This is a genomic window from Amycolatopsis sp. NPDC098790 (assembly GCF_044759945.1).
Lineage (GTDB): Bacteria > Actinomycetota > Actinomycetes > Mycobacteriales > Pseudonocardiaceae > Amycolatopsis.
The window spans coordinates 487,814-513,832 of record NZ_JBIWAI010000007.1 but is presented as its reverse complement, the minus strand read 5'-3'; the positions used below and the strand labels follow the sequence as shown (position 1 = coordinate 513,832).

Below are 26,019 nucleotides of genomic sequence, written 5' to 3'. Positions count from 1 at the left end.
CCCTTCGGGGTCGGTGAGACTAGTGAGCTACGGCCTTCTCGGCACCCGCACCCGTCAAGGAGCGGACCTCCATCTCGGCGTACTTCTTCTCGTCGTGCTCCTTCGACAGGACCGTGCCCAGCCAGCCCAGGATGAACGCGGCCGGGATCGAGACGATGCCGGGGTTGCTCAGCGGGAACCAGGCGAAGTCCACGGTCTTGATCATCGACGTGCTCTTGCCGGACACCGCCGGCGAGAACACGATCAGCACGATCGTGATGGCCAGGCCGCCGTAGATCGACCACAGCGCGCCCTGGGTGTTGAACCGCTTCCAGAACAGCGAGTAGAGGATCGTCGGCAGGTTCGCCGACGCCGCGACCGCGAAGGCCAGCGCCACCAGGAAGGCGACGTTCTGCCCGTTGGCCAGGATGCCGCCGCCGATGGCGAGGGCGCCGATGACCACCGCGGTGATCCGGGCGACCTTGACCTCGGAGTCCGGCGACGTCTTGCCGCGCTTGACGACGTTCGCGTAGACGTCGTGGGCGAAGGACGCCGACGCCGTGATCGTCAGGCCGGCGACCACCGCGAGGATCGTCGCGAACGCGACCGCGGAGATCAGGCCCAGCAGCACCGGCCCGCCGAGCTCCAGAGCCAGCAGCGGCGCCGCGGAGTTGACCCCGCCCGGTGCCTTCTTGATCGTGTCCGGTCCGACCAGCGCGCCGGCGCCGTAGCCCAGCACCAGCGTGAACAGGTAGAACACGCCGATCAGCACGATCGCCCAGACGACCGAGCGACGCGCGTCGCGGGCCGTCGGCACGGTGTAGAAGCGCATCAGGACGTGCGGCAGACCGGCGGTGCCCAGCACCAGCGCGATGCCGAGGGAGAAGAAGTCCAGTTTGGACGTTCCGGTGGCGCCGTACTGCTTGCCCGGGCCGAGCAGCGTCTCGCCGGCCTTGCCCGCCTTGTCGACGGCGGCCTGCAGCAGGCTGGAGAAGTTGAAGTTGTACTTGCCCAGCACCCACAGGGTGATCACGAGCGCGCCGACGATCAGCAGCGCGGCCTTGATGATCTGCACCCAGGTGGTGCCCTTCATACCGCCGATCAGGACGTAGGCGATCATGATGATGCCGACCACGGCGATCACGATGGCCTGCGCGCCACCGCCTTCGACGCCGAGCAGCAGCGCGACGAGACCGCCCGCGCCGGCCATCTGCGCCAGCAGGTAGAAGAACGACACGGCCAGCGTCGACGTCGCGGCCGCGGCCCGCACCGGGCGCTGCTTCATCCGGAACGCCAGGACGTCGCCCATCGTGAACTTGCCGGTGTTGCGCAGCAGTTCCGCGACCAGCAGCAGCGCGACGAGCCACGCCACGAGGAAGCCGATCGAGTACAGGAAGCCGTCGTAACCGTTGATGGCGATCGCGCCGGCGATGCCGAGGAACGACGCCGCCGACAGGTAGTCACCCGAGATCGCGATGCCGTTCTGCGGGCCGGTGAAGGCGCGCCCGGCGGCGTAGTAGTCCGACGCCGTCTTCGTGTTGCGGCTGGCGCGGAACACGATCACCAGCGTGATGACCACGAACGCGGCGAAGATGAGGATGTTCAGGAGCGGGTTGCTGCCTTCCACCCCCGCGGCGATGTCGAAGTTCATGCCTGCTCCTTCTCGATGTCCTCACGGATCTTCTCCGCGACCGGGTCGAGCTTCCGGTTGGCGTACCGGACGTAGAGGCCGGTGATGACGAACGTCGAGACGAACTGCAGCAGGCCGAAGATCAGGCCGACGTTGATGTTGCCGAAGACCTTCGTGCTCATGAAGCCGTGCGCGTAGTCCGCGAGGAGCACGTACAGCAGGTACCAGAGGAGGAAGACCGCCGTCATCGGGAAGACGAACTTCCGCAGGCGGCTGCGCAGCTCACGGAACTCGGTGCTCTCGTGTGCCTTCTCCCAGATGGTCTCTGACGTGTCCGGGGGGCCGCCGCCGGTGTCCGTCGTGCTCATCGCTGCTCCTCGCGACGCTGCGGAAAGTGACGTGCGACACCGTAGGGAGCGTGAGGTGCGAGTGAAAGATTCAGCGGTTCAACAGCCTCGCCAGACGACGAACGGTTGACGAACGGTCGCGCGGCCCTGCCGAACGGGGTTCGTCCAGGTGCAGGCGGAGCATCGCCGCCGTCGACCAGGCGGGTGGCCTGCCGCGCAGGGAGACCAACGCCATTGCGCCGAATGCCAGCGGTACCGACCAGGGTGCCGGTTGCTGCACCAAGATCGCCACCCAGCCGTGCAGGTCCGGGCCGGCGAGGGCGAACAGGATCGAGCCGGACGACGCGACGAGCCCGGTCAGCACCCCGGCGATCCCGCCGGCCGCCGTCAGCCGCGGCCACCAGATACCGAGCACGAGCAGCGGGCAGAACGTCGACGCGGCGACGGTGAAGCCCCACGTGACGAGCACTCCGGCGTCGAGCTCGGCCGAGCGCAGCGCGAGCAGCACCATGATCGCGGCGACGCCGAACACCGCGATCCGCAGCCGGCGCAGGCCACCGGGGACGAGGTCGTGCGCGATCGCGCCGGACATCACCAGCAGCAGCCCGAGAGACGTCGCCAGGAACGCGGCGAACGCGCCCGCCGTCAGCAACGCCGTGAAGAGCCCGCCGGCCCAGCCACTGTCCACTTGGTACGGCAGCGCGACGACGACCGTGTCCGTCGCGCCCGAAAGATAGAGCCCGGGAACGAGAACCCGGCCGAGGACGCCGTAGACGCCGGGGAAGAGGTAGAAGACGCCGAGCAGCGCGACGGTGATCGCGGCGGTGCGGCGCGCGGCGCGGCCGTCCGGGCTGGTGTGGAAGCGCATGAGCACGTGCGGCAGGCCCATCGTGCCGAGCATGGTCGCGATGAGCACCGCCCACGTGCCGAGCAGCGGGTAGCCCTCGTCGCCGAGGTCGAGCAGCGGCCGCTGCCAGTCGTGCCCGCCGAGCGGCGCGCCGCCGCGGACGGCCGGGACCGCCGCACCCGAGCCGAACACGACGTCGTCCTGGCTGTGCGCGGTGAACTCGCCCGGCGGCAAGGTCCGCGGGACGCCGTTGACGCGCACCGCGGTCGGCTCGCGGATCTCCATGGTGACGTCGACTTCGAACCGCACTGGCGTTTCGCGCGCGAAGTGCGTGAACTCGACGGGGTGCAGGGCGTCGGCCCGGTTGACCGCGCCGGCCTGCAGCACCAGCCAGATCGCGGGGATGAGGAACAGCAACAGCTTCAGCACGAACTGGAACGCCTGCACGTACGTCGCCGCGCGCATCCCGCCGAGCGCGAGGGTGACGCTGACCGCGGCGCCGGCCAGCACCACGCCGACCCAGTACGGCGTGCCGCCGACCGCGGTGAGCACCAGGCCCGCGGTGCGGAACTGCGGGACGACGTAGATGGTGCCGATCACCAGGACGACCACCGCGGCCAGGCGGCGCAGGGCGGGGGAGTTGAGGCGGGCTTCGGCGAAGTCGGGGACGGTCAGCGCGCCCGACCGGCGCATCGGCGCGGCGACCAGGACGAGCATCGCGATGTAGCCGGCGGTGAAGCCGACCGGGTACCAGAGAGCGCCGATGCCGTCCTTGACGACGAGTCCGGCGACGCCCAGGAACGAGGCGGCGGACAGGTATTCGCCCGAGACGGCGGCCGAGTTGACCAGCGGCGAGATCCGGCGGGACGCGACGAGGAAGTCCGACGTCGTGCGCATGGCGGCGACCCCGCGGACGCCGATGAGCAGCGTCACGAGCACGACGGGGGCGACGGCGAGCGCGACGCCCACTAGTCGTCGTCCTCGAGGCGTTCGGCGCGGCGCAGCTGCCAGCGGGCCAGGACGGCCATCGCGGGGTAGGGGAGGACCGCGATCATCAGCCAGGACACCGGGATGCCCAGCAGCCGCACGGTGTCCAGGCCCGGGAAGATCGCGAAGAGGCCGGGCAGGCCGAGGAGGAGGGCGAACATCAGGACCAAGGCGGGGATGCCGCGACGCCGTTGCGCGCGGTAGAGGGCGGTGGCGCGCTGGGTGTCGCTCGCGGGGAGTCGCGGCTGGCGCCACCGGTGACGCGACCGGCGGCGCGCGTGGGCGAGACGGGTCTGCGGGCTCGTGACGGCGACCCGCCGGATCTTGCTCATCGCTGACCCGGTCCGAGCTGACCGCGCTGCGCGGCCTCCAGCAACCGATCGCGCAAGTCGCGCGCGTGCCGGCGGCTGACCGGGACGTCGCCCGCCTCCGTGTGCGCCAAGAGCCCGCCCGCGCTGTCGCTGCGCAGCTCAAGCACCGCGCCCACCGACAGCAGGAACCCGCGGTGGACCCGGCTGAACCCCGTGCCCTCCCAGTACTCCTCCAGCCGCGAGATCGGCATCCGCACCAGGTGGACGCCGCCGCGTGTGTGCAGCCGGACGTAGTCGCCGTGGGCCTCCACGAACAGGACGTCGTCGCGGCGGACGTACCGCGTGCGGCCGCCCGACTCCACCGGCAGCGCCGCCATCGCGTCCGGGGTCGGCCGGGACGCCGGGGTCGCCATCCGCAGCACCTTCGCCAGCGCCGCCGACAGCCGTTCGGCGCGGACCGGCTTCAACAGGTAGTCCACCGCGCCGATGCCGTACGCCGCCACCGCGTGGCCGTCGTGCGCGGTCACGAACACGATCACCGGCGGCTCGCTCAGCCGAGCCAGCAACGACGCCAGTTCGAGCCCGTCGAGGCCCGGCATCGAAATGTCCAGGAACACCGCGTCGAAGCGGTCCGCCTGAAGCAGCTTCAACGCCTTCAGCGCGTCACCCGCGCCGACGACTTCGCCGACTTCCGGCGCTTCGCGCAACAACCGGCACAGCTCGTCCAACGCGGGTGGCAGGTCGTCGACGGCGAGGACGCGCAGGCTCACGGCAGCACCCCCGGCTGGAACCGCGGCACCCGCACGATCACGCGGGTACCCGCGTCGACCTCGGTTTCGACCGTCAGCCCGTACCAGGCGCCGTAGACGTCCCGCAGCCGTCTGTCCACATTGGCCAGTCCGAGCCCGGCCGGGTCGTCTTCGCCGGTGCGCCCGGCCAGGATGTCCGCCGCGCGCGCCGGGTCCATGCCGACCCCGTCGTCCTCGACGAAGATCACGCAGTCGTTCCCTTCCGCCTGGCCGTGCACCTGGACCAGGCCGGTGCCCGAGCGCGGCTCGATGCCGTGCCGGATCGCGTTCTCCACCAACGGTTCCAGCACGAGGTACGGCACCGCAACGGCGAGGATCTCCGGCGCGACCCGCACCTGGACGCGCAGCCGTTCGCCGAGCACCGCCCGCTGCAGCGCCAGGTACGTCTCGATCGCGCGGAACTCCTCGGCGACCACCGTGTACTCGCCGTGCCGCGCCAGGCTGTAGCGCGTGTAGTCGGCGAAGTCGAGCATCAGGTCGCGAGCGCGGTCGGGGTCCGAACGCACCAGCGACGCGATGACCGTCAGCGCGTTGTAGACGAAGTGCGGGGACATTTCGGCCCGCAACGCCCGCAGTTCGGCCTGCGCCGCCTGGTCCGCCGACGCCTCGAGCCGCCCGCGTTCGAGGGCCTGCACGACGAGGTCCGCCGCCTGGGCCGCGACGGCGTCCCGGACGTCGCCGACGACCAGCAGCGCGCCGGCCAGCTCGTCGCGGACGTGCAGCGGCAGCACGAGGACGTCGTCGGCGGAGCCGGGTTCTTCGGTGTGGAGCACGCCGTCGAGCACCGTCGCGACGACCGCGTCCGGCCCGGGGCGCCCCGACCACAGCAGCGAGCCGGACAGGTCGGTGAGCCCCAGCCCGGGGAAGCCGAACAGGCGCCGCAGGCCGTGCGCGGCGCGGCGGGCGCGGGTGCCCGAGAGGCCGTCGCGCAGGTCGTCGGTGATCCGGCGGGCGGCGGCGAGCACCGGCACCGGGTCGGCGCGGGACGCCGCGCGCAGGTGCACGGTCAACGGGCCTCCCCTCGGCGACGGTGTCCAGGGCAGTAGATCCTACGGCTACGCGGGGCCCTCCCGGTCGGCCAGCACCTGGGCGTGGCGGCGGAAGCGGCGCCAGGTCCGGTAGTCGTCGAGCGCCGTGACGTCGCCGAGCAGGCTCGTGTTCGCCGGGTACGGCCGGTCGGGCAGCGCGATCCAGCCGGTCGTCCGGGTCTCCTTGACCGCGACGGGCACCGGCCGGAACGTCGTCGGGTCGAGGCCGTCGCTGTGCCGGACGACCTCCTCGAAGAACCAGGACGACGTGATCAGCCCCAGCACGCCGGGCGACGCCTTGAGCGCCTTCTTCAGCGGCGCCGCGTCCAGGAGCCGGAACGCGTGGTTGATCGCCGGCGCGGTCACGCCGTGGTCGTCGAAGGCGACCTCGCCCGCGTGCAGCGCCATCCGGAGCCGGATCCGGGCGCCGGCGTGGTGGGTCAGGTTGTGCCGGTGCAGCGCCACGGCGAGCGCGTTGGGCAGGAACTCGACGAAGAGCCCCTTCGGGATCTGTGGTGGAGCGAGGACGAAGACGCCGTCGCCGCAGTCGTCGCTCCGGCAGGCTGCCCAGGGGACGCCCGCGTCGTCGAACGCCCGGCCGAGCGCGCGGTAGAGCCCGCCGCGCATCGCCAGGCGGTCCGGTGTGGTCCTGCGTTGGTCGCCGTAGCCCTCGACGTCCACGGCGAAAATCGTCCGGTGTATGGCCGGCCGCTCGTAGTTCATCGCACCCTCCCTGCGATCATGCATGTGTAAATGCATGTGCAGATGAGTGTGACGGGGGACACCCGCGCGGGGGAACGGCTCGTGCGGTGAGCGGTGCCCCCGCCGCGGTGACCGGTGGTGAGCGATCACCGGCGGTGAAACACCTGGTCAGAACCCCTGCGGGCGGTGCGCACACCACCCGCAGGGATCTGACGGACGGGTCAGCAGGACTGCTTGTAGAAGTACTGCGAGTTGGCGTCCATGTCCGCCTTGGTGATCGAGTGCAGCTCCGCGGTGAGGTTCCGCGTCACCGGCTTGCCCTCGATGGCCGCGACGGCCTGCTGGACGCCCTGGGTGCCGATCGAGGCCGGGTCCTGGGCGATGAGCGCCTGGTACTGGCCGTTCTTCAGGCCCTCGACCTCCGACGGGCTGGCGTCGAAGCCGATCAGGTTGACCGCGCCGACCTTGCCCGCGTTGCGCAGGCCGGTCGCCGCGCCTTCACCGGTGTTGAGGTTGGTCGCGAAGACGCCGATGAGGTCCGGCGTGGACGACAGGGCCGCTGTCACCTTGGCCGCGGCCTGCTCCGGCTCGTTCTGGGTGAACTGGACGCCGATCGACTTGAGGTTCGGGGTGTTCTTCAGCTCGTCTTCGAAGCCCTTGGCGCGCGCGGCGGTCGTGGACGTGCCGGCGATCGTGTCGAGGACCAGCACCGAGCCGCTCTTGCCGGCGGCGAGCTTCGCCATCGTCTGGGCCGCGAGCTTGCCGCCCGAAGCGTTGTCGGAGGAGACGGACGACGCGGCGACGCTCGTGTCCTTCAGCGACGTGTCGACCTCGACGATCTTCGCCCCGCGCGCCTTGACCTGCTGGATCGGCGCGAGCATCGCCGTGTCGTCGGTCGGGGCGATGAGCAGCCCCGCCGGCGGGTTGGAGCCGAGGGCGTTGACGAGCTGGGTCTGCATCGCCGCGTCGAACTTCTGCGGCGCCTGCGTGGTCAGCTCGTAGCCGAGCTTCTTCGCTTCGGCCTCGGCGCCGCACTGCAGCGAGATGTAGAACGGCTCGGCCTGCACGCCCGGGATGAGCGCCAGCTTCTTCGAGCCTGCCGAGTTGGCCTGGCTGTCGCCGGACCCGGTCTGGCCGACCGTGCCGGACCCGCAGGCGGTGAGCAGCGCCGCCGCGGAGACCACGGCACCCATGGCGGTGAGAGTCTTGGTCAGCTTCATAAGCACCTCTTTGTACTTAGGGGGAACTCAGCGGGAGTTGCGTTGACGGCGGCGCCGCTGGTCGAACCAGACGGCGGCGATCAGGACCGCGCCGACGGCGATCATCTGCCAGAAGTCCTGGACGTGGGTGATGTTGAAGCCCTTCTTCAGCACCGCCGGGATGAACACGCCGATCACCGTGCCCAGTACCGTGCCGACGCCGCCGAAGAGGCTCGTTCCGCCCATCACGACCGCGGCGATCGCGTTGAGGTTGTCGGTGGTGTGCGCCGAGATCGTGGTCGACGCGTAGTACGCCAGCGAGAGGAAGCCGGCGATCCCGGCCAGGAAGCCCGTCAGCGTGTACACCTTCAGCAGGTGCGCGGTGACGCCGATGCCCGCGCGTCGCGCGCCTTCGGCGTTGGAGCCGACCGCGTAGGTGTAGCGGCCGAACTTCGTGGTGTGCAGCAGCCACGCGCCGATCAAGGTGATCACCACGGCGACGATGACCAGGTTCGGCACCACGCCGAACGAGGTGCCGTAGCCGAGGGTCTGGTTGAGTGCCAAGGGGATGCTGCGCACGTCCGAGCCGTTGTTGAGCAGGTAGGCCGAGCCGAGTGCGGCGCCCATGGTGCCGAGGGTGACGATCAGCGGCGGGATCCCCGCCACCGCGATGAGGAAGCCGTTGATCAGGCCCCACACCGTCCCGGCGACGACCGCGGCGACGAGGCCGACGGTGATGACGCCCCAGCCCGCGTTCGACGCGTTGCCGCCGGACATCGCCTCCATCACCTTGCCCGCGACCATGCCGGAGAAGATCAGCACCGACCCGACGGACAGGTCGATGCCGGAGGTGATGATCACGAACGTCATCCCGACCGACAGCACGAGCAGCACCGCGGTCTCGATGAGCAGCGTCTGGAAGGTGAACAGGGTCGCGAACTCGCCGGGGGCGATCGCGCTGAACACGACGATCAGCGCCACCAGGACCAGCGCGATCCAGAACGTGTTGGCGCCGACCAGCCGCTTGCCGAGCGGCCGCTTGCCGAAGCCGGCGTCCGGTGCTTGCTGGATGTCCTTCGCAGGCGCGGTCACGCGGCCTCCTCCTGCACGAGTGCGCCGGTCATCGCGGCGACGAGGTCTTCGAGCTTCGTGTCCGACCCGGTGAACCGGGCGACGCGCTTGCCGAGCCGCAGCACCTCGACGCGGTCGGCGACCGACAGCACCTCGGGCATGTTGTGGCTGATCAGCACGACGGCGATGCCCTTGTCGCGCACCTTCTTGATGACGTCGAGCACGCGCTCGCGCTGCACGACGCCGAGTGCCGCGGTCGGCTCGTCCATGAACACGACCTTCGACGCCCACACGACCGACCGCGCGACCGCGACGCTCTGGCGCTGCCCGCCGGACAGCGAGCCGATCGGGACGTCGGTGCTCTGCAGCGTCACGCCGAGGCGCTGGAACTCTTCGATCGCCTGCCGCCGCATCTCGGCTTTGTCCAGCATGCCGAGCTTGCCGAGGATGCCCTTGCGGTGGATCTCGCGGCCGAGGAAGAGGTTGGCCGCCGGGTCGAGCTCCGGCGCGACGGCGAGGTCCTGGTAGACGGTTTCGATGCCCATCCGCCGGGCCGTGGTGGGGGAGTCGAAGTGCACTTCCTTGCCGTCGAGCAGGATCTTCCCCGACGTCGGCTGCTCCGCGCCGGAGAGGCACTTGACCAGGGTGGACTTGCCGGCGCCGTTGTCGCCGATCAGCGCCGTCACCTCGCCTGCGCGCGCCTGGAAAGACGCGCCGCGCAGGGCTTCGACGGATCCGTAGTGCTTGGTCAGGTCGACCGCGTCCAGGAGGATTTCGCTCATCCGTGCCTCTCTTCCGGCGCCGGCGGACGGCAGCGGACCACCGTCGCCGTGCCGGACAGCTCGGTCTGGCCGGCGTCGAACGGGACGACGTAGGTGTCGCCCTTCGCCAGCGCGTGCTCGCCGCCGTGCTCGGTGCGCAGGGTGCCTTCGCCGTCGAGGACGACGAGCACCGCGAAGGACGGATCGAGTGACAACGTTGTCACCTCGTCCGTCCGCAGCTGATCGGCTCGGAAGAACCGCTCCGATCCGCCGGCCAGCAGGTCCACAGTGGACGCCTGGTCGCCCGCGGTGCGCTTGATGATCGTCTCGAGGCGCTCGGCGTCCCAGCCGGACGTGTCCAGCGCTTCGATCGCGGTGTCGAAGCCGATCCCGAGGTGGCCCTTTTCCGGGGACGCGAGGAAGTCCCGCCACTCGATCGTCAGCGAAAAGTCCGTCGGCTGCTGCAGTTCGACGACGAAGACTCCCTCACCGATCGCGTGCGGCAGGCCGGCCGGGATGTAGACGGTGTCGCCGGCGGTCACCGGGACGCTGTTCAGCGCGCCCAGCATCGACGGCACGTCCTGCTCCCGCGTCCACTCCGACACGGTCGCCTTCGACAGCGTCTCCTTGAAGCCCGGGTAGACGCGCGGGTCGTCGCCGTACGTGCCGACCACGATCCACGCCTCGGTCTTGCCGAAGTGCGAGTCGAAGTGCTGCTTGGCGAACGCGTCGTCCGGGTGGAAGTGCACGGGCAGCCGCTGGCCCGCGTCGAGCAGCTTGACCAGCAGCCCGGTCGACGTCCCGAGCGCCTCGACGTGCTTCGCGCCGAGCCAGCCGTTCGGGTTCGCGACGACGGCGTCGCGCAGCCACGCGCCGCTGGGCAGCCGGGTCAGGCCGTTGGTGTCCTGGCCGAACATGGTGCTCACCGACGCGACCCAGTCCTCCGGGCCGAACTTCTTGTCCGACGACGCCCCGCGCAGGTTGGCGATGGCGTCGCCCCCGCGGTAGAACTGCGGCGGCTGGTTGGCCGGGAGCCGGATGGGTTCGAGGGTCACGGGGCGACCTCACCGGAACCGCGGGCGACGAGATGCACGGGCAGGACTACCTTTCTGGGCGGGGACTGATCTCCTTGGACGCGCGCGAAGAGCAGCTCGGCCGCGGCGTGGCCGAGCGCGCTCACGTCGTGCGCGACGACGGTGACCGGCGGGTCGAGCAGGTCCGCCAGCTCGAAGTCGTCGAAGCCGACCATCGCCGGGCGGTACTCGGCGTGGGCCAGCGCGCGCAGCAGGTGCACGGCGACCCGGTTGTTGCCCGCGATCACGGCGGTGGCCGCGTCCGGGCCGTGCAGCAGCCGCTTGACCGCGTCGCCGATGCCCTCCTGCGTCGGCGTCCGCATGGAGACCAGCGACTCGTCGTAGGAGATGCCGTTGCGGACGCAGCCCTCGCGGAACCCGCGCAGGCGCTCGGCCGCGGTGAAGATGTCGGGGCTGTCGCCGAGGAACGCGATCCGCCGGTGGCCGTGCTTGGCCAGGTGCGTGACCGCCTCGATGGTGCCGCCGAGGTTGTCGACCAGCACAGTGTCGGCGACGATGTCACCGGCCGGGCGGTCGATGAACACGACCGGCGTGCCCGCGCGCATCTCCGGCACCAGGTAGCCGTGCTGCAGCCCGGCCGGGACGACGAGGATGCCGTCCACCCGCCGCGCGCAGAACTCCAGCACGAGCTCGCGCTCGCGGTCGGAGTTCTCCTCGGACGAGCCGGTGAGCACCTGGCGCCCGAACGACGTCGCGATGCGCTCGACCGCGCGGTTCAGCTCGGAGTAGAAGGGGTTGCCGACGTCCTCGACGATCAGCCCGATGGTGCCGGTCGTCGACCCGCGGCGCAGGTTGCGCGCGCCCAGGTTGCGCCGGAACCCCAGCTGCTCGATGGCCGCCATGACCCGCTCGGCGGTGTCCGGGTGCACGGCCGGTTCGTCGTTGACCACACGCGAGACGGTCTTGATGCTCACGCCCGCCAGCCGCGCCACGTCGCTCATGGTGGCGCGCCTGCTCGCGGTGCGCGGGGCACCGTCCCGGTCGCGGCCGGGAGGAGACAACGTTGTCATAGTGACCGGGATTGAACGCCACCCGTCGGTGGCTTGTCAACGCTTCACGCGCGAATTGTGCCGATTCGGCTACCGACGTCGTAGGTCAGACGGCTGATCATGCTGTCCCGAAGTGGACAGGTCTTGACGCGACCCTTGACTGTCTGGTGAGCCGCTGCCCAAGGTTGCCCCGTTCGACCGACTGCGCGACAAGGTTGTCATTTCGGTCGCGCTGACGAGGTGAGAGGCGATGGCCATGGCGCGATTGCGCTTAAGAGCCGGTTTGACCTTTTTGGCATTGGCGGTCACGGCAGCGGTGGCTCCCGCTGTCCCCGCCGCGGCAGCTCAGAGCACCGATTTCGCGAAGTGGGTCAACCCCTTCGTGGGCACCCGTCCGGGTGGCGCGGACCACGGCACCGGGGGCGGTGCCGGCAACACGTTCCCGGGTGCGGTGGCGCCGTTCGGAATGGTCCAGTGGAGCCCGGACACGGTGAAATCCCAGCCCGGTGGGTACTTCTACGACGACAACGCCCTCACGGGGTTCAGCCTGACGCACCTTTCGGGCGCGGGCTGTTCGACCTATCAGGACATCCCGTTCATCCCTTATGTCGGTGAAGTGACGACTTCCCCGGCGACCGACCCGTCGCACTACACGTCGAAGTTCTCGCACGCCAACGAACACGCGACCGCGGGCGCCTACGACGTCACCCTCGACAGTGGAGCGAAGGTCGAGCTGAGCGCGACCCAGCGCACCGGCTCGGCGCGGCTGACCTACCCGGCGGGCGCGTCCTCGACGCTGCTGGTCAACACCTCCGGCTCGGTCAACGGCACCGACGACGCGTCGATCACCATCGGCAAGGACACCATCAGCGGCTGGGCCACGAGCGGCCGCTTCTGCGGGGCCCAGAACAGCTACCGCGTCTACTTCTCGGCCAAGTTCGACACGCCGTTCGCGTCCATCGGCACGTGGAAGAACGGCGCCGTGACGCCGAACAAGGCCGCGGAAACCGGCGGTGCCAAGGCTAAGGTCGCGCAGCCCAACGGCGTGAACGCGTCGATCGCGCGCACCGCCACGGCCAAGCAGCAGAACACCACGGTCAGCGGTCCGGGCAGCGGCGGGTACGTCACTTTCGCCAACCTCAACGGCGCCCAGGTGAACGTCCAGGTCGGACTGTCCTTCGTGTCCGTCGACGGCGCGAAGGCCAACCTCAAGGCGGAGAACACCGGCAAGTCGTTCGACAAGGTGGCCGCGGGCGCGCGCAAGGCGTGGAACGACCAGCTCGGCAAGATCGCCGTCACCGGCGGCTCGGACGCCGACCTGACGACGTTCTACACCTCGCTGTACCACTCGCTGATCCAGCCGAACGTCTTCTCCGATGTGGACGGTCAGTACATCGGGTTCGACGGCCGGATCCACAAGGCCGACAAGGGCCACGCGATGTACACGAACTTCTCCGGCTGGGACATCTACCGCTCGGAGATCCCGCTGCTGGCGACGATCGACCCGAAGGAGACTTCGGACATCGTCCGGTCGATGATGGCCTACGCCGAGCAGGGCGGCTCGTGGGACCGCTGGACGGTCGCGAACGACTACACCGGCGTGATGAACGGCGACCCGTACCACATCATCGTCTCCAGCGCGTACGCGTTCGGGGCGCGTGACTTCGACGCCCAGAAGGCGTTGCTGCTCATGATCAAGGGCGCCACCCAGCCGACGCAGGGCTACACCGAGCGGCCGGGCCTCGACGACTACCAGAAGCTCGGTTACGTGCCGGGCGCCGGCGCGGACACCCTTGAATACACCAGCGCCGACTTCTCCATCGCCCAGTTCGCGAAGCGGCTCGGCGACAGCGCGACGTACACGACGTTCATGAAGCGCGCCCAGAACTGGCAGAACCTCTACAACCCGGGCACCGGCCACCTGCAGCCGCGCAACGCGGACGGCTCGTTCTCCGGCACCTACGACCCCGCCAGCTCGCAGGGCTGGGTCGAGGGCAACGGCGCGCAGTACGAGTGGATGGTGCCCTACGACCTTGGCGGCGTCGTGACGGCGTTCGGCGGCAACACCGCGACGCAGTCCCGTTTGGACACGTTCTTCACCGACCTGAACGCGGGCACGCAGGAGCCGTACGCCTTCATGGGCAACGAGCCGAACTCCAACGCGCCGTACGTGTACTCGTACGCGGGCGCGCCGGCCAAGACCCAGGGGATCGTGCACCGCTCGATGGACGAGCTGTACAACCCGAACCCCGAAGGCCTGATCGGCAACGACGACCTCGGCCAGATGTCGGCCTGGTACGTCTGGTCGGCGCTCGGCATCTACCCGGAGATCCCGGGCCGCGCCGAGACGCTGCTCGTCACCCCGCGCTTCGAGCACGCCGTGCTCACCACCGGCGCGGGCAAGAAGATCACGATCAACGCGCCGGGCACCGGCGACTACGTGGGCAGCTTGAAGGTCAACGGCGGCGCGGCCGCGAAGGCGTGGCTGCCGGAGGCGCTGATCTCCAGCGGTGGCACGCTCGACTACACGCGGTCCGCCACGGCGACCGCGTGGGGCAGCGCGGCGGCCGACGCACCGCCGTCGTTCCGCGAGCAGGAGAAGCCGAGCCTGTCCTTTGTGGACCCGGCCCGCGCGGTGACGCCCGCGGGGGCGACGTCCCAGGCGTCCGTGGGTGTCCAGGACCTTTCGGGTGTCGCCCGGACCTGGACCTACAGCGCTGGAAGCGTCGACGGGATCACGCTGACCCCGGCGACGGGCACCATCGCGGTGCCCGCGGCGGGCAAGGCCCAGGCGGAGCTGACGGTTTCAGTCCCGGCCGGCCTGGCCGACGGCGCCCGTCGCATCCCGGTGACGTTCTCCGCACCGGGCGTGGCTTCGTCGCAGGCGGTGCTGACGGTGCTGGTGGCGCAGCCGAACAGCTGGCTGGCCACGGTGAACAACGCCGGCATCTCCCCGGACTCGAACTCGGGCGCGGCGAACTTCGACGGCGGTGGCTGGAGCTACTCGGCCGACGCGCTGGCCGCGGCCGGGGCGACCGCCGGCGGGACCATCACCAGTGACGGCATCAAGTTCACCTGGCCGTCGTTCCCGGCCGGCGACCCGGACAACGTCGTCGCCGGCGGCCAGACGGTGAACGTCAGTGGCTCCGGACGCCTGGCGCTGCTCGGCTCGGCGTCGAACGGCAATGCGTCCGGCACGCTGACGGTGACCTACACCGACGGCAGCAAGTCCACCGCGACCATCGGGTTCTCCGACTGGACCCTCGGTGGCGGCGGCGCGCAACCGGCGTTCGGCAACCGGATCGTGCTGTCCACGCCGTACCGCAACGCTTCGGGCAGCGACCCGCAGCAGATCCGCACGATGGTGTTCGGCACCAACCCGATCACCCTCGACGCGGGCAAGACCGTGGCGAGCGTGACGCTGCCGGACAACGTCAGCGGCGGGGCGCTCCACGTGTTCGCCATCGGTATCGGCGCGTAAGTGATCCACCTGTGAAAGGCCGCCCGCCCCGCGCGGGGCGGCCTTTCCCTTTCTCTGGAAGGCTTTCCATGAAACGCAAGGTCCTGGCGGGCGCGCTGGCGCTCGCCGTGGTGGCGACGGGGGTGAGCCCCGCCGTCGCCTCAGCTTCAAGTGGAGACGCCCTTGACGCCGTCAACACGTTCATCGGCACGCAGGACGAGGGCAACACGTACCCGGGCGCCTCGGCGCCGTTCGGGATGACGCAGGTCAGCCCGATCACCTCGCACTACGCCGGCTACCGCTACACCGACACCGCGATCCGCGGCTTCGGGCACTTCTTCCTGTCCGGCGCGGGCTGCTGGGAGCAGGGCGGCCTCGTCTCGACGCTGCCGACCACCGGCGAAATCGGTCCAGGTAAGGCGTTCGACACCACGGAAGCGTCCACTTTCGACCAGAAGCTCTACGCGGCGCCGTTCACCCACGACGGCGAAGTCGGCAAGCCCGGCTACTACAAGGTCCACCTGACCGGCTACGGCGGCGTCGACGTCGAGACGACCGCCGCTACCCGCGCGGGTGTCGAGCGGTACACCTTCGCGAAGTCCGGTGACGCCAACGTCTTCGTCAACGTCGGGCAGGCCAACGACAAGGAACCCGTCACCGGCAGCAGCATCCGGATCGTCGACGACCGGACCGTCGAGGGAACCGTGGAGTCGCAGGCGTTCTGCGGCGGCAAGGCCTACACGACGTACTTCACGACGAAGTTCGACAAGCCGTTCAAGTCCTCGGGCACGTGGTCGCCGGACGGCGGGACCCCGGGCAGCCGCTCTTCCCAGGGCGGCGCCGGACTGCGTGGCGCCTGGCTGTCCTTCGGCGGGCAGAGCCAGGTCACCGCGACCACCGCGATCTCCCAGGTGGACGCGCAGGGCGCGCGGCTCAACCTGGCGTCGGAGAAGATCCGGTCGTTCGACGCGGCCAAGGACGCGGTCCAGCGCACCTGGCGCCACGAGTTGTCCACTGTGGACATCAAGGGCGGCTCGACCGACGACCGCACGGTCTTCTACACCTCGCTGTACCACACGTTGCTGCAGCCGCTGACGGCGAACGACGCCGACGGCCGCTACTACGGCTTCGACAAGAAGATCCACCGCGCGGTGGGCTGGACCTACTACGACTTCTTCTCGTTGTGGGACACCTACCGCTCGCAGAACCAGCTCCTGGCGCTGCTGCGGCCCAGCCGGGCCAAGGACATCGCCAAGAGCATCCTCGCCATCCACGACCAGGGCGGCTGGCTGCCGCGGTGGGCGTACGCGAGCCAGGAGACGAACACGATGACCGGCGACCCGGTCACCCCGTTCCTGGTCGACCTCTGGCGGTTCGGCGCGTTGTCGGGCGAAGAGGTGCACGCCTACCAGGCGCTCCTGCAGAACTCGACGCAGATCCCGCCGGCGTCGTCGCCGTTCCAGGGCCGCTCGGGCAACGCCAGCTACCAGGCCGACGGGTTCGTCCAGTACGACCCGAACTTCCCGAAGAAGGGGCAGGACACCGACCCCAACCACGGCGCGTCGGCCACCTTGGAGTACGCGCTCGGTGACTGTTCGCTGTCGGTCATGGCCGCCGCGCTCGGCAAGAAGGCCGATGCCGCCGCGCTCAAGGCGAAGGGCCGGACCTACCGGACGCTGTGGGACGAAACGCAGACCGACCGCGGCTTCACCGGCTTCTTCCGGCCGAAGGTCGCGGGCGGCGACTGGTTCAGCCCCGCCGGCGAGCCGTACAGCCCGCAGAGCCAGGACGGCTTCCACGAGGGCACGGCCTGGCAGTACCAGTGGCTGGTCCAGCAGGACGTGCCCGGGCTCGTCGACCGGATGGGCGGCCCGGCGGCCACCGGCAAGCGCCTCGACGACTTCTTCGCCTACGACGAACTCGTCAAGGACCCGGCGACGGCGGTCCGCGAGAACTGGGTCGTCGGCCCGTACGACTACTACGACCAGTTCCGCTACAACCCGAACAACGAGCCCGACCTGCACTCGCCGTGGATGTACGCGCTCACCGGCCAGCCGGCGAAGACGTCGGCGGTCGTGCGGGCAGCGCACACGCTGTTCACCAACGCGCCCAACGGCGTCACCGGGAACGACGACCTCGGCACCATGTCGGCCTGGTACGTCTTCAGCGCTCTTGGTCTCTACCCGGCCGTCCCGGGGACTGGGAACTTCGTGCTGAACGCGCCGCGGTTCGCCAAGTCCGTGCTGCACCTGGAGAACGGGCGCGACGTCACGGTCAAGGCACCCGGTGCGGACGGCTCGAAGCTGCAGTACGTCTCGGGCCTCGAGGTGGACTCGCGGGCGAGTGACCGCGTCTACGTCAACGTGGACCAGTTGAAGCGCGGCGCGACGCTCGACTTCCGCCTGACCGCCGACGCCGCGGCGGCGACGTGGGGGACGTCACCCGCGTCCACCCCGGTTTCGCCCTGCGCGCAGTAGACAAAGGACGCTCACGACCGTGGTCCAGACCACAACGGACCACGGTCGTGAGCAGGGTCACGGGCCCCGGTGTTCCCGTGAGGGCCGTCACGCCTCACACTGGTACCAGCACGTCCGACAGCGCCGTTGACGTCCACAGGCAGTCCGTCTTGGACGGCGAGGCTTATTTTGGTTAGGCCGCCCCGCCCCACAGGCATACCGTTGCTCAACACGGATGTCATGGGGCGGCCGACGGCAGAATAAGCCTCGGTGCGTCGGACGTTTGTTGTGTCAGTACCAACGTGGTGAGACCCCACAGGAGGAAGAAGTGTCCAGCAAGGCCGCTCTAGTTTTCCGCGTGGCCGCAGTCGCCGAAGCCCTTTCCTGGGCGGCGCTGCTTGTCGGGATGTTCCTCAAGTACGTCGTCCACTCCTCCGGTGAGGGCGGCGTGCCCGTCATCGGCATGGTGCACGGCGTGATCTTCGTCCTCTACGTGGTCGTCTCCCTGTCCGTGGCGAAGCCGCTCGGCTGGCGCCCGAAGACGCTGGTCCTCGCCCTGCTCGCGAGCATTCCGCCGCTGTTCACGTGGCTGTTCGAGAAGTGGGCGCTGCGCAACGGCAAGCTCGACGGCCCGCAGCGGCTGTCCCACGGTGGTGTCGGCCTGTTCCAGGTGCAGGAACCCGTCGCCGCCTGATCCCGGCATGTGAGAAAGGCCCGCACACCGCGTGCGGGCCTTTTTCTATTCGGTGAAGTCCCCGGCCGCGCGGCGGACCTTCGTCAGCAGGTCGGTGAGCTGCTCGGTCTGCCGGTCGGTCAGCCCCGTGAGCCCGAAGCCGATGTCGTTGACGGCGACGGTCGCGGACTCGCGGCGCTTGCGGCCTTCGTCGGTGATCTCGACGAGCGTCGTGCGCCGGTCGGTCGGGTGCGGGACGCGCTTCACGAGCCCGTCCTTCTCCAGCCGGTCGACTATGTTGGTGACACTGGTGGGGTGCAGCTGGAGCCGTTCGCCCATCACCCGCATCGGCAGGCTGGCGCTGCGGGCGAAGGTGAGCAGCACCAGTGCTTCGTACCGGGCGAAGGTCAGGCCGTGCGGCTTGAGCGCGCCGTCCACCGCGGACTGGATGATCTGCTGGACGCGCATCACGCCGGTGACCGCGGCCATGGTGCCGGAGGGCCCGATCCGGGCCTCCCAGAGCTGTGCCGCGCGGGCGATCGGGTCGAACGGCAGCGGACGGTTCATGACACGCGAAGTTACCAGCGGGTACCGGCGGGTGTCGCACGACCGGCGGAAAGAACACCGAAGAAGGGACTTCCGAACATGATCGTCGCGTTCAGCGTCAGCCCGTCCGGGGGCGAGCCCGACGGCGGGGTGAGCGAGGCCGTCGCCCGCGCCGTCAAGGTGGTCCGGGAATCGGGCCTGCCCAACTCGACCAACGCGATGTTCACGAACATCGAAGGCGAGTGGGACGAGGTCATGGACGTCGTCAAGCGCGCGGTCGAGGCCGCGGGGGAGGGGTCGGCCCGCGTCGGCCTGGTCCTGAAAGCGGACATCCGCCCCGGCTTCACCGACCAGCTCGAGGCCAAGGTGGACCGCGTCGAAGCCCACCTGCGCGACGGCTCGTGAGTGAGAAACAGTGTTCTAACCCGGTTTCCCACTCACGAGGGGGCTACGGGAGTGGCGGGGTGAAGGCGACCGTCCAGCGGCCGTCTTCGCTCGTCACCGTCAGCGGGTAGCTGAACGGCCTGCCGTCGCCGAGCTCGCCGGTGATCGTCGCGCGGGCCGGGGCCGCCGCGTCCGGGCCGAGCTCCACGTGGACGTCGTGGACGCCGTGGTCGGCCAGCACCGCGACGTAGTCCTTGGCGAAGTCGTCGCCGCCGGAGCCCGGGTAGTCGAGCAGGTCGCCGAACGCGTCCGGGTCGTGCGTGCCGAGTGCCGCGGCGAGCTTGTCGCGCAGCTCGGTGGGCGAGGCCGCGCCCGGGTCCGGTTCGTGGACGATGAGCAGCGTCACCGCGCCGATCCAGACGACGGCGGCCGCGATGGACAGGCCCACCTTCACGTCACGCCGGATGTGCACCGGCCGAGCCTGCCCCACGCGGCGCCGTCCTGCCAAGCGGACCGGCCGGGGCACCCGGTGAAACTCCTCCGGCGCGCGTGCCAGGATGGAGGGCGTGACACAGCCACGCGGATCTGCAGCGAAGTCAGCGGCCCTGTCCGCCGCCCTCTCCGGCGCGGTCGACCTGTCCGCGCTCAAGGCCCGCGCCGAATCGGCGCAGAGGCAGCCGGCCCTGTCGGCCGGCCCGCCCGGGGCGGACGGCCCGCCGAAGCCCGCGTCGGGCGGCGCCGTGATCGATGTCACCGAGGCCACCTTCCAGGCCGAGGTCGTGGAGCGGTCCCTGCGCCAGCTGGTGGTCGTCGACCTGTGGGCCGAGTGGTGCGGCCCGTGCAAGCAGCTGTCCCCGGTGCTGGAGCGGATGGCCGGCGAGTCCGGTGGCGCGTGGGTCGTCGCGAAGGTCGACGTCGACGCGAACCCGCGCATCGCGCAGCTGTTCGGCGCGCAGTCCATCCCGACGATCGTCGCCATCGCCGGCGGCCAGCCGGTCGACGCCTTCTCCGGCGCGCTGCCCGAGCCCGAGATCCGCAAGTGGATCAACGCGCTGCTCGACGCCCTGCGCGACAAGCTGCCGGCGATCGCCGAGGCCGAAGCGGGCGGCGCGGGGCCGATCGAGGAGCCCGAAGACCCGCGCTTCACCGAGGCGGAAGAGGCCTTCGAACGCGGTGACTTCGCCGGCGCGCAGGCCGCCTACGAGCGCATCCTCGACGTCGAGCCGGCCAACGAGCTGGCGAAGAACGCGCTGGCCCAGGTCAAGTTCACCGCCCGCGCCGAGAACGCGGACCCCGACGCCCGCGCGAAGGCCGACGCCGACCCGTCCGACCTGGCGGCCCAGCTCGACGCGGCCGACCTGGAGATCGCGTCGAACGACGTCGAGGCGGGCTTCAAGCGCCTGATCGACGCGGTCCGCCGCACGGCGGGTGACGACCGCAACAAGGTCCGCGAGCACCTGGTCGCGCTGTTCGACCTCTTCGACCCGGCCGACGACCGCGTCATGAAGGCCCGCCGCGACCTGGCGAGCGCCCTCTTCTAGACCGCATGGGAAAGGCCCCCACCGCGGTGGGGGCCTTTCCATGCTCAGGCGTGGCTGCGCGCGAAGACGACGGCTCCCGGGACGTCCTCGTCCGGCCCGATGACCAGTTCGGCCTCGATCGTGAACCCCGCGTCACGCAGCCAGCCCGCGATCCTGCCCGGCGGGCGGTGGTGACTGTCCACGTCGACCGGGCGACCCGTGTAGCCCTCGGACGTGTGCTCTGTCCCGTCACCGACGTGAAAGCCGACCAGCAGCGGGCCGCCCGGCCGCAACACCCGGCGGAACTGCTCGAAGACGCCGGGCACGGCGTGGTCGGGCACGTGGATGACGGACCAGAACGCGAGCACGCCGGCGACCGAACCGTCGGCCAGGTCGAGGTCGGTCATCGACCCGACCTCGAACCGCAGGCCGGGGTGGTCGCGCCGCGCGAGGGCGATCATCTCGGGCGAGAGGTCGATGCCGAACGCGTCCACGCCGAGCTCGTGGAGGTGGCCGGTGACGTAGCCCGGCCCGCAGCCGACGTCGGCGACCGGCCCGCCGCCGGCGCCGTGCACCGACTCGGCGAACAACGCCAGGCTCGCGCGCAGGTAGGGCCGCCCATCGAGCAGCCCGCGCACCTTCTCGAGGTAGCCGGGGGCGTCGGTGTCGTACGAGGAGCGGGTGTCCGACAGCCACTTGTCGGCCATGGGCGACGTCACCCCCCCTCAGGCGTACTGCTTGGAGCAGACCGACGAGCCTTCGAGGTAGCCGCGCCGCAGGGACTCGACGCGGTCGAAACCGCTGTCCGGGCGCTTCCCGTTGACGTCCGCCGAGATCAGGCTCTCCGGCTGCAGCAGGTCCGCGATGGCCTCGTCGAGGTCGCCCGCCGAGAGCCGCAGGTCGCCGGGCCGGTTCGTGAACGCCGCCCACGCGCCGACCAGGCACGCCGTCCGCAGGCCCGCGTTCGCGTTGTCGATCGACGCGCCGACGCCCTTCTGGATGCCCAGCGCGTACCGCGAAGCGACCTCCGAGAACGCGGCGAAGTCGCCCATGCCGCCCGGGTCCTCGCCCTTCATCTCGGCCTCGCGGTCGATCGGCTGCGCCAGCTGCGAGAGCTTCGAAAGATCGATGGCCACCGTGTTGTCGTCCGGGCAGTACGACGCCGGCGGCGTGGTCTGGCAGCTGCCGCCGTCGCTGATCTCCGGCGCGGCCACCCCGGCGCCCTTGAACGCCTCGTCGAGGCTCTTCTTCAGCAGCTCGACGGCCTGGTCGTTGAACTTCGCATCGCCCTTGCCCTTGTCGCCGGCGTCGAACGGGCGCTCGGTCAGCCGGGCCTTGACGTTCTCGGTGTTCATCGCCGCGCACTCCTTGGGGCCCTTCTCGAACCCGGTCTGGAACGCGAAGGTGCGGTCGAACGCCGTGCCGTGCGCGCCGCGGTCGGCGCCGCTGGTGCCCGCCTGGTCCCGGATCAGGAACATCGCCGCCATGACCTGGTTCAGGCCCTCGGACGTCGACACCTGGTAGTACTTGCTCTTGTTCTCGGCGACCCACCGGAAGTACCCGCCGGCGAAGCAGTCGGCCTGCTGCTCCTTCACCACGGTCGGGGTGCTCTTGGTCATGTTGGCCTTGTCGCCGAGCCGGTACTGGACGGCGTGGCCGAACTCGTGCGCCAGCACGACGACCACGGACATCGGCCCGAACCGCTGGCGCAGCATCGGCAGCAGCACGCCGCGGTCCCACGCGACCGAGTCGTCGACCGAGCAGTAGAACGCATTCACGAGCTTCTTCACGCTGCCGCAGCCGGTCTTCTCGGTGTCGGTCTGCGAGTCGTAGGACAGCAGCGACTTCACCGGCTCGAACTGCTGGCCGAAGTCGGCGGGCAGGTGCTCGTTCCAGTACGTCTGGACGTCGTCGATCGCGGCGGTGGCGAGCTTGTCGTCTTCACCGCCGTCGGCGTTCTTGACGTCGATGCCCGGCGTCGGCGCGTCCGGCTTGAGGCCGCTCTCGAAGTGGGTCACCGGCAGCCCGGCGACCGATCCCGCACCGGTGTCCTTGCTCGGGTCGCCGTTCGCGCCGCCCTTGTCGTTGCACCCGCTGACGGCCACCGCCGCGACGGCCAGCAACGCGACCAGCGCGCGCCGTCCTCCCCCTGGGATCATCTTCGTCACTCGCTCTCGTGCCCCGGTACCCGACGGGCAGGACCATACCCAGGGCATACGCCGGGCGTGCACGTTATCCCCGAACTACTCCCTGCGCAGGCGGAGCCCCGGCCCGATATCGTCGCTTCCCATGCGTGCAGTCCGCCGGTTCACCGTTCGCGCCAGCCTCCCGGAGTCCCTGTCCGGTCTCGGCGCGCTGGCCACCAACCTGCGCTGGACCTGGCACCCGCCGACCCGCGACCTGTTCGCGTCGATGGACGCCGAGCTGTTCAACGCCGTGCGCGACCCGCTGCGGATGCTGACCGCGCTGCCGCCGGACCGGCTCGACGAGCTGGCCGTCGACGACGACTTCCTCGCGCGGGCCCGGGAAGCGGCCGCGGACCTGGAGAACTACCTGTCCGAGCCGCGCTGGTACCAGCAGCGCGACGACGCGGAGCTGCCGCCGGCGGTGGCCTACTTCTCGATGGAGTTCGGCGTCACCGAAGCCCTGCCGAACTACTCCGGCGGCCTCGGCGTGCTGGCCGGCGACCACCTCAAGGCCGCGTCCGACCTGGGCGTGCCGATGGTCGGCGTCGGGCTGCTCTACCGCAACGGCTACTTCCGGCAGTCGCTGTCGCTGGACGGCTGGCAGGTCGAGCACTACCCGGTGATCGACCCGAACGCGTTCCCCCTGGAGCTGCTTACTGCGGGCGGGCGGCCGGTGCTGATCGGCGTCGCCATGCCGGGCGGGCGCGAGCTGTGCGCGCAGATCTGGCAGGCCCGCGTCGGCCGGGTGCCGCTGCTGCTGCTCGACACCGACACCGAGGCCAACGACGAGGACCTGCGCGGCGTCACCGACCGGCTCTACGGCGGCGACGCCGACCACCGGCTGCGGCAGGAGATCCTGGCCGGCATCGGCGGGTTCCGCGCGGTCCGCAAGTACTGCGAGATCACCGGCCACCCGCAGCCCATGGTGTTCCACACGAACGAGGGACACGCGGGCTTCCTGGGGCTGGAACGCGCCCGCGAGATCGTCCAGGCCGACGGGCTCGCGTTCGACGAGGCCATGCCCGCCGTCCGCGCCGGGACGCTGTTCACCACGCACACCCCGGTGAGCGCGGGCATCGACCGGTTCCCGGTCGACCTGGTCCAGCGCTACTTCGCCGACGGCAGGCTCGTCCCGGACATCGACCCGCGCCGCGTGCTCGCGCTCGGCGCCGAGGACAACCCCGGGCTGTTCAACATGGCGCACATGGGCCTGCGGCTGGCGCAGCGCGCGAACGGCGTCTCGCAGCTGCACGGGCGCGTCACGCGCAAGATGTTCTCGCGGCTGTGGCCCGGGTTCGACCACGACGAGGTGCCGATCTCGTCGGTGACCAACGGCGTCCACGGGCCGACGTGGGTGGCGCGCGAGCTGAGCACGCTGCTCGGCCGCGAGTGGGGCCTCGACGTCGGTGAGGGCCCGCTGCGCGACGGCGTCTCCGACGCGCAGCTGTGGGGCCTGCGGCGTGACCTGCGCGAGAAGCTGGTCCACGAGGTCCGGCGCCGGGTGCGGGCGGCGTGGCTGCAGCGCGGCGCGTCCCCGCTGGAGCTGGGCTGGGTGGACTCGGTGTTCGACCCGGACGTCCTGACGGTCGGGTTCGCCCGCCGCGTCCCGACGTACAAGCGGCTGACGCTGATGCTGCGCGACCCCGAGCGGCTGCGCACGCTGCTGCTGCACGAGGACCGCCCGATCCAGGTGGTCGTCGCGGGCAAGTCGCACCCGGCCGACGAGAACGGCAAGCAGCTCATCCAGCAGATCGTCCGGTTCGTCGACGGCGCGGACGTCCGGCACCGGATCGTCTTCCTGCCGGACTACGACATGTCGATGGCGCGGTACCTCTACCGCGGCTGCGACGTCTGGCTGAACAACCCGGTGCGGCCCCTGGAGGCGTGCGGGACGTCCGGGATGAAGTCGGCGCTGAACGGCGGGCTCAACCTGTCGATCCGCGACGGCTGGTGGGACGAGTGCTACGACGGCAGCAACGGCTGGGCGATCCCGACCGCCGACGGCGTCACCGACCCCCTGCGCCGCGACGACCTCGAGGCGGCGGCGCTGTACGAGCTGCTCGGCCAGCAGATCGCGCCGCTGTTCTACGACCGCTCAGACGGCGGCGTCCCGACCGGCTGGCTGTCGATGGTGTGGCACACCCTAGAAACGCTCGGCCCGCGGGTCCAGGCGTCCCGGATGGTCCGCGAGTACGTGGACAACGGCTACCTGCCGGCGTCCCGCATGGTGGCGGCCGCAACGGGCGACGGTTACCGCGGCGCGCTGTCGCTGGCGGACTACCGCACCAAGCTGGAGGTGTCCTGGCCCCGGCTGCGCATCTTCGACTCGGAACTGCTGATCGAGGCGGCCGAGCCCCTGGTGGTCGGCACCGAGGTGACGATCCGGGCCCGCATCGACCTGGCCGGCCTCGATGCGTCCGAAGTGGACATCCAGGCGGTGGTCGGCCGGGTCGGCGACGACGACGAGCTGCGCGACGCGGTGACGGTCCCGATGACGGCGGACGGCATCGGCGCGTTCGCGGCCCGGCTGAAGCTGCCGCGGCCGGGGTCGATCGGGTACACCGTGCGGGTGCTGCCGAAGCACGGGTTGCTGGCCGCGCCGGCCGAACTGGCCCGCGTCGTCCTGGCCTGACACCGCCCCGCACCGGGGCGGCCTCAGCCGGTGGTTCACCGGTGTGCGCCGGTGCAACAGCAGGTGCCCGATCGCCGGCACCCGGTATCGACGCGCGGTGGTTCGCGGCGCACCCCGTCGTGCCGGTGCCTGGACCACCACGTGGTGGCCATCGTGGCGGTCAGGCCGCCCGCCAGGAAGGCGAGCACCGTGACGAGGACGATCAGCGTGTTCTCCATGGTTTCTCCCGGTTCCAGGCCGCATTCATCGCGGGTCCTGAAAGCTACGGTAAGCACGGGCCGTCATTCCGAGCCCGCGATCAGCGCTTTCGGTCAGAAATACGTCATCGAACGGACGTACGGTTTGTCGTGACCGAAAAACTCGTCACGGCGAAACCGGCCGGGTGTTGGCCCGGAACTGTCCAAAACT

Annotated in this window: 23 protein-coding genes; 6 read left to right on the top strand and 17 right to left on the bottom strand. The window is 70.4% G+C overall.

Annotated features, from left to right (window positions below; genetic code table 11):
- Positions 1–19: 19 nt before the first annotated feature.
- From ACIQWX_RS43230 to ACIQWX_RS43175, 12 genes are all read right to left on the bottom strand, one after another.
- The gene (locus ACIQWX_RS43230; RefSeq protein ID WP_400884204.1) at positions 20–1,630 is read right to left on the bottom strand and encodes a cation acetate symporter; all 1,611 of its coding nucleotides are present in this window, start codon (positions 1,628–1,630) and stop codon (positions 20–22) included.
- Positions 1,627–1,977 carry a DUF485 domain-containing protein gene (locus ACIQWX_RS43225; RefSeq protein WP_400884202.1) on the bottom strand — a complete coding sequence of 117 codons (351 nt, stop codon included), beginning with the start codon at positions 1,975–1,977 and terminating at the stop codon, positions 1,627–1,629. Before ACIQWX_RS43225 ends, ACIQWX_RS43230 begins: the two co-directional genes overlap by 4 nt.
- Before the next feature lie 70 nt (positions 1,978–2,047).
- Complete coding sequence (locus tag ACIQWX_RS43220) at positions 2,048–3,772, bottom strand: cation acetate symporter (protein ID WP_400884200.1); 1,725 nt, start codon at positions 3,770–3,772, stop codon at positions 2,048–2,050.
- Entirely contained in the window at positions 3,772–4,122 is a 351-nt protein-coding gene (locus ACIQWX_RS43215) for a hypothetical protein (protein WP_400884198.1), read from the bottom strand. The genes ACIQWX_RS43220 and ACIQWX_RS43215 overlap by 1 nt, the downstream gene beginning before the upstream one ends.
- Complete coding sequence (locus ACIQWX_RS43210; RefSeq protein ID WP_400884196.1) at positions 4,119–4,871, bottom strand: LytR/AlgR family response regulator transcription factor; 753 nt, start codon at positions 4,869–4,871, stop codon at positions 4,119–4,121. The genes ACIQWX_RS43215 and ACIQWX_RS43210 overlap by 4 nt, the downstream gene beginning before the upstream one ends.
- Positions 4,868–5,914 (bottom strand): sensor histidine kinase, encoded by a 1,047-nt coding sequence (locus ACIQWX_RS43205; RefSeq protein WP_400884357.1) that lies wholly within the window; start codon positions 5,912–5,914, stop codon positions 4,868–4,870. Before ACIQWX_RS43205 ends, ACIQWX_RS43210 begins: the two co-directional genes overlap by 4 nt.
- 51 nt (positions 5,915–5,965) lie before the next feature.
- Positions 5,966–6,661, bottom strand: coding sequence for a hypothetical protein (locus ACIQWX_RS43200; protein ID WP_400884194.1), 696 nt, complete (start codon positions 6,659–6,661; stop codon positions 5,966–5,968).
- A gap of 200 nt (positions 6,662–6,861) precedes the next feature.
- Positions 6,862–7,860, bottom strand: a complete 999-nt coding sequence (locus tag ACIQWX_RS43195) for an ABC transporter substrate-binding protein (RefSeq protein WP_400884193.1) — start codon at positions 7,858–7,860, stop codon at positions 6,862–6,864.
- Between the two features lie 27 nt (positions 7,861–7,887).
- Positions 7,888–8,931, bottom strand: a complete 1,044-nt coding sequence (locus tag ACIQWX_RS43190; RefSeq protein WP_400884192.1) for an ABC transporter permease — start codon at positions 8,929–8,931, stop codon at positions 7,888–7,890.
- Positions 8,928–9,692 (bottom strand): ATP-binding cassette domain-containing protein, encoded by a 765-nt coding sequence (locus ACIQWX_RS43185; RefSeq protein WP_400884191.1) that lies wholly within the window; start codon positions 9,690–9,692, stop codon positions 8,928–8,930. Before ACIQWX_RS43185 ends, ACIQWX_RS43190 begins: the two co-directional genes overlap by 4 nt.
- Positions 9,689–10,726, bottom strand: a complete 1,038-nt coding sequence (locus tag ACIQWX_RS43180) for a class I mannose-6-phosphate isomerase (RefSeq protein WP_400884189.1) — start codon at positions 10,724–10,726, stop codon at positions 9,689–9,691. The genes ACIQWX_RS43185 and ACIQWX_RS43180 overlap by 4 nt, the downstream gene beginning before the upstream one ends.
- Positions 10,723–11,706, bottom strand: a complete 984-nt coding sequence (locus tag ACIQWX_RS43175) for a LacI family DNA-binding transcriptional regulator (protein WP_086673103.1) — start codon at positions 11,704–11,706, stop codon at positions 10,723–10,725. The genes ACIQWX_RS43180 and ACIQWX_RS43175 overlap by 4 nt, the downstream gene beginning before the upstream one ends.
- Before the next feature lie 304 nt (positions 11,707–12,010).
- Between ACIQWX_RS43175 and ACIQWX_RS43170 the strand changes: the two genes are divergently transcribed.
- The 3 genes from ACIQWX_RS43170 (at position 12,011) to ACIQWX_RS43160 (ending at position 18,364) form a co-directional block, all read left to right on the top strand.
- Positions 12,011–15,235, top strand: coding sequence for a GH92 family glycosyl hydrolase (locus tag ACIQWX_RS43170; RefSeq protein ID WP_400884355.1), 3,225 nt, complete (start codon positions 12,011–12,013; stop codon positions 15,233–15,235).
- Positions 15,236–15,303: 68 nt separating this feature from the next.
- Positions 15,304–17,691 (top strand): GH92 family glycosyl hydrolase, encoded by a 2,388-nt coding sequence (locus ACIQWX_RS43165; protein ID WP_400884187.1) that lies wholly within the window; start codon positions 15,304–15,306, stop codon positions 17,689–17,691.
- A 307-nt stretch (positions 17,692–17,998) separates the two neighbouring features.
- Positions 17,999–18,364: a DUF3817 domain-containing protein gene (locus ACIQWX_RS43160; protein ID WP_323337431.1), complete on the top strand. Its 366-nt coding sequence runs from the start codon at positions 17,999–18,001 to the stop codon at positions 18,362–18,364.
- A gap of 45 nt (positions 18,365–18,409) precedes the next feature.
- On the opposite strand, the gene ACIQWX_RS43155 is transcribed toward ACIQWX_RS43160, so the two are convergent.
- Positions 18,410–18,910 (bottom strand): MarR family winged helix-turn-helix transcriptional regulator, encoded by a 501-nt coding sequence (locus tag ACIQWX_RS43155; RefSeq protein WP_400884185.1) that lies wholly within the window; start codon positions 18,908–18,910, stop codon positions 18,410–18,412.
- A gap of 78 nt (positions 18,911–18,988) precedes the next feature.
- On the opposite strand from ACIQWX_RS43155, the gene ACIQWX_RS43150 reads away from it, so the two are divergent.
- Entirely contained in the window at positions 18,989–19,294 is a 306-nt protein-coding gene (locus ACIQWX_RS43150; protein ID WP_400884184.1) for an MTH1187 family thiamine-binding protein, read from the top strand.
- Positions 19,295–19,337: 43 nt separating this feature from the next.
- Here ACIQWX_RS43150 and ACIQWX_RS43145 read toward each other — a convergent pair whose 3' ends face one another.
- Positions 19,338–19,745, bottom strand: a complete 408-nt coding sequence (locus ACIQWX_RS43145; RefSeq protein WP_400884182.1) for a hypothetical protein — start codon at positions 19,743–19,745, stop codon at positions 19,338–19,340.
- Between the two features lie 94 nt (positions 19,746–19,839).
- Here ACIQWX_RS43145 and ACIQWX_RS43140 point away from each other — a divergent pair, with 94 nt between their 5' ends.
- The gene (locus ACIQWX_RS43140) at positions 19,840–20,814 is read left to right on the top strand and encodes a tetratricopeptide repeat protein (protein WP_400884180.1); all 975 of its coding nucleotides are present in this window, start codon (positions 19,840–19,842) and stop codon (positions 20,812–20,814) included.
- A 44-nt stretch (positions 20,815–20,858) separates the two neighbouring features.
- Here the strand turns inward: ACIQWX_RS43140 and ACIQWX_RS43135 are convergent, their stop codons facing one another.
- Both ACIQWX_RS43135 and ACIQWX_RS43130 read right to left on the bottom strand, forming a co-directional pair.
- A complete protein-coding gene (locus ACIQWX_RS43135) occupies positions 20,859–21,500 on the bottom strand; it encodes a class I SAM-dependent methyltransferase (protein WP_400884178.1) in 642 nt (213 codons plus the stop codon).
- 18 nt (positions 21,501–21,518) lie between these two features.
- On the bottom strand, positions 21,519–22,952 hold the full coding sequence (locus ACIQWX_RS43130; protein ID WP_400884354.1) for a neutral zinc metallopeptidase: 1,434 nt from the start codon (positions 22,950–22,952) through the stop codon (positions 21,519–21,521).
- Positions 22,953–23,082: 130 nt separating this feature from the next.
- On the opposite strand from ACIQWX_RS43130, the gene glgP reads away from it, so the two are divergent.
- The gene (gene glgP, locus ACIQWX_RS43125) at positions 23,083–25,611 is read left to right on the top strand and encodes an alpha-glucan family phosphorylase (RefSeq protein WP_400884176.1); all 2,529 of its coding nucleotides are present in this window, start codon (positions 23,083–23,085) and stop codon (positions 25,609–25,611) included.
- A 35-nt stretch (positions 25,612–25,646) separates the two neighbouring features.
- Here glgP and ACIQWX_RS43120 read toward each other — a convergent pair whose 3' ends face one another.
- Positions 25,647–25,829 carry a hypothetical protein gene (locus ACIQWX_RS43120; protein ID WP_400884174.1) on the bottom strand — a complete coding sequence of 61 codons (183 nt, stop codon included), beginning with the start codon at positions 25,827–25,829 and terminating at the stop codon, positions 25,647–25,649.
- Positions 25,830–26,019: the final 190 nt, after the last annotated feature.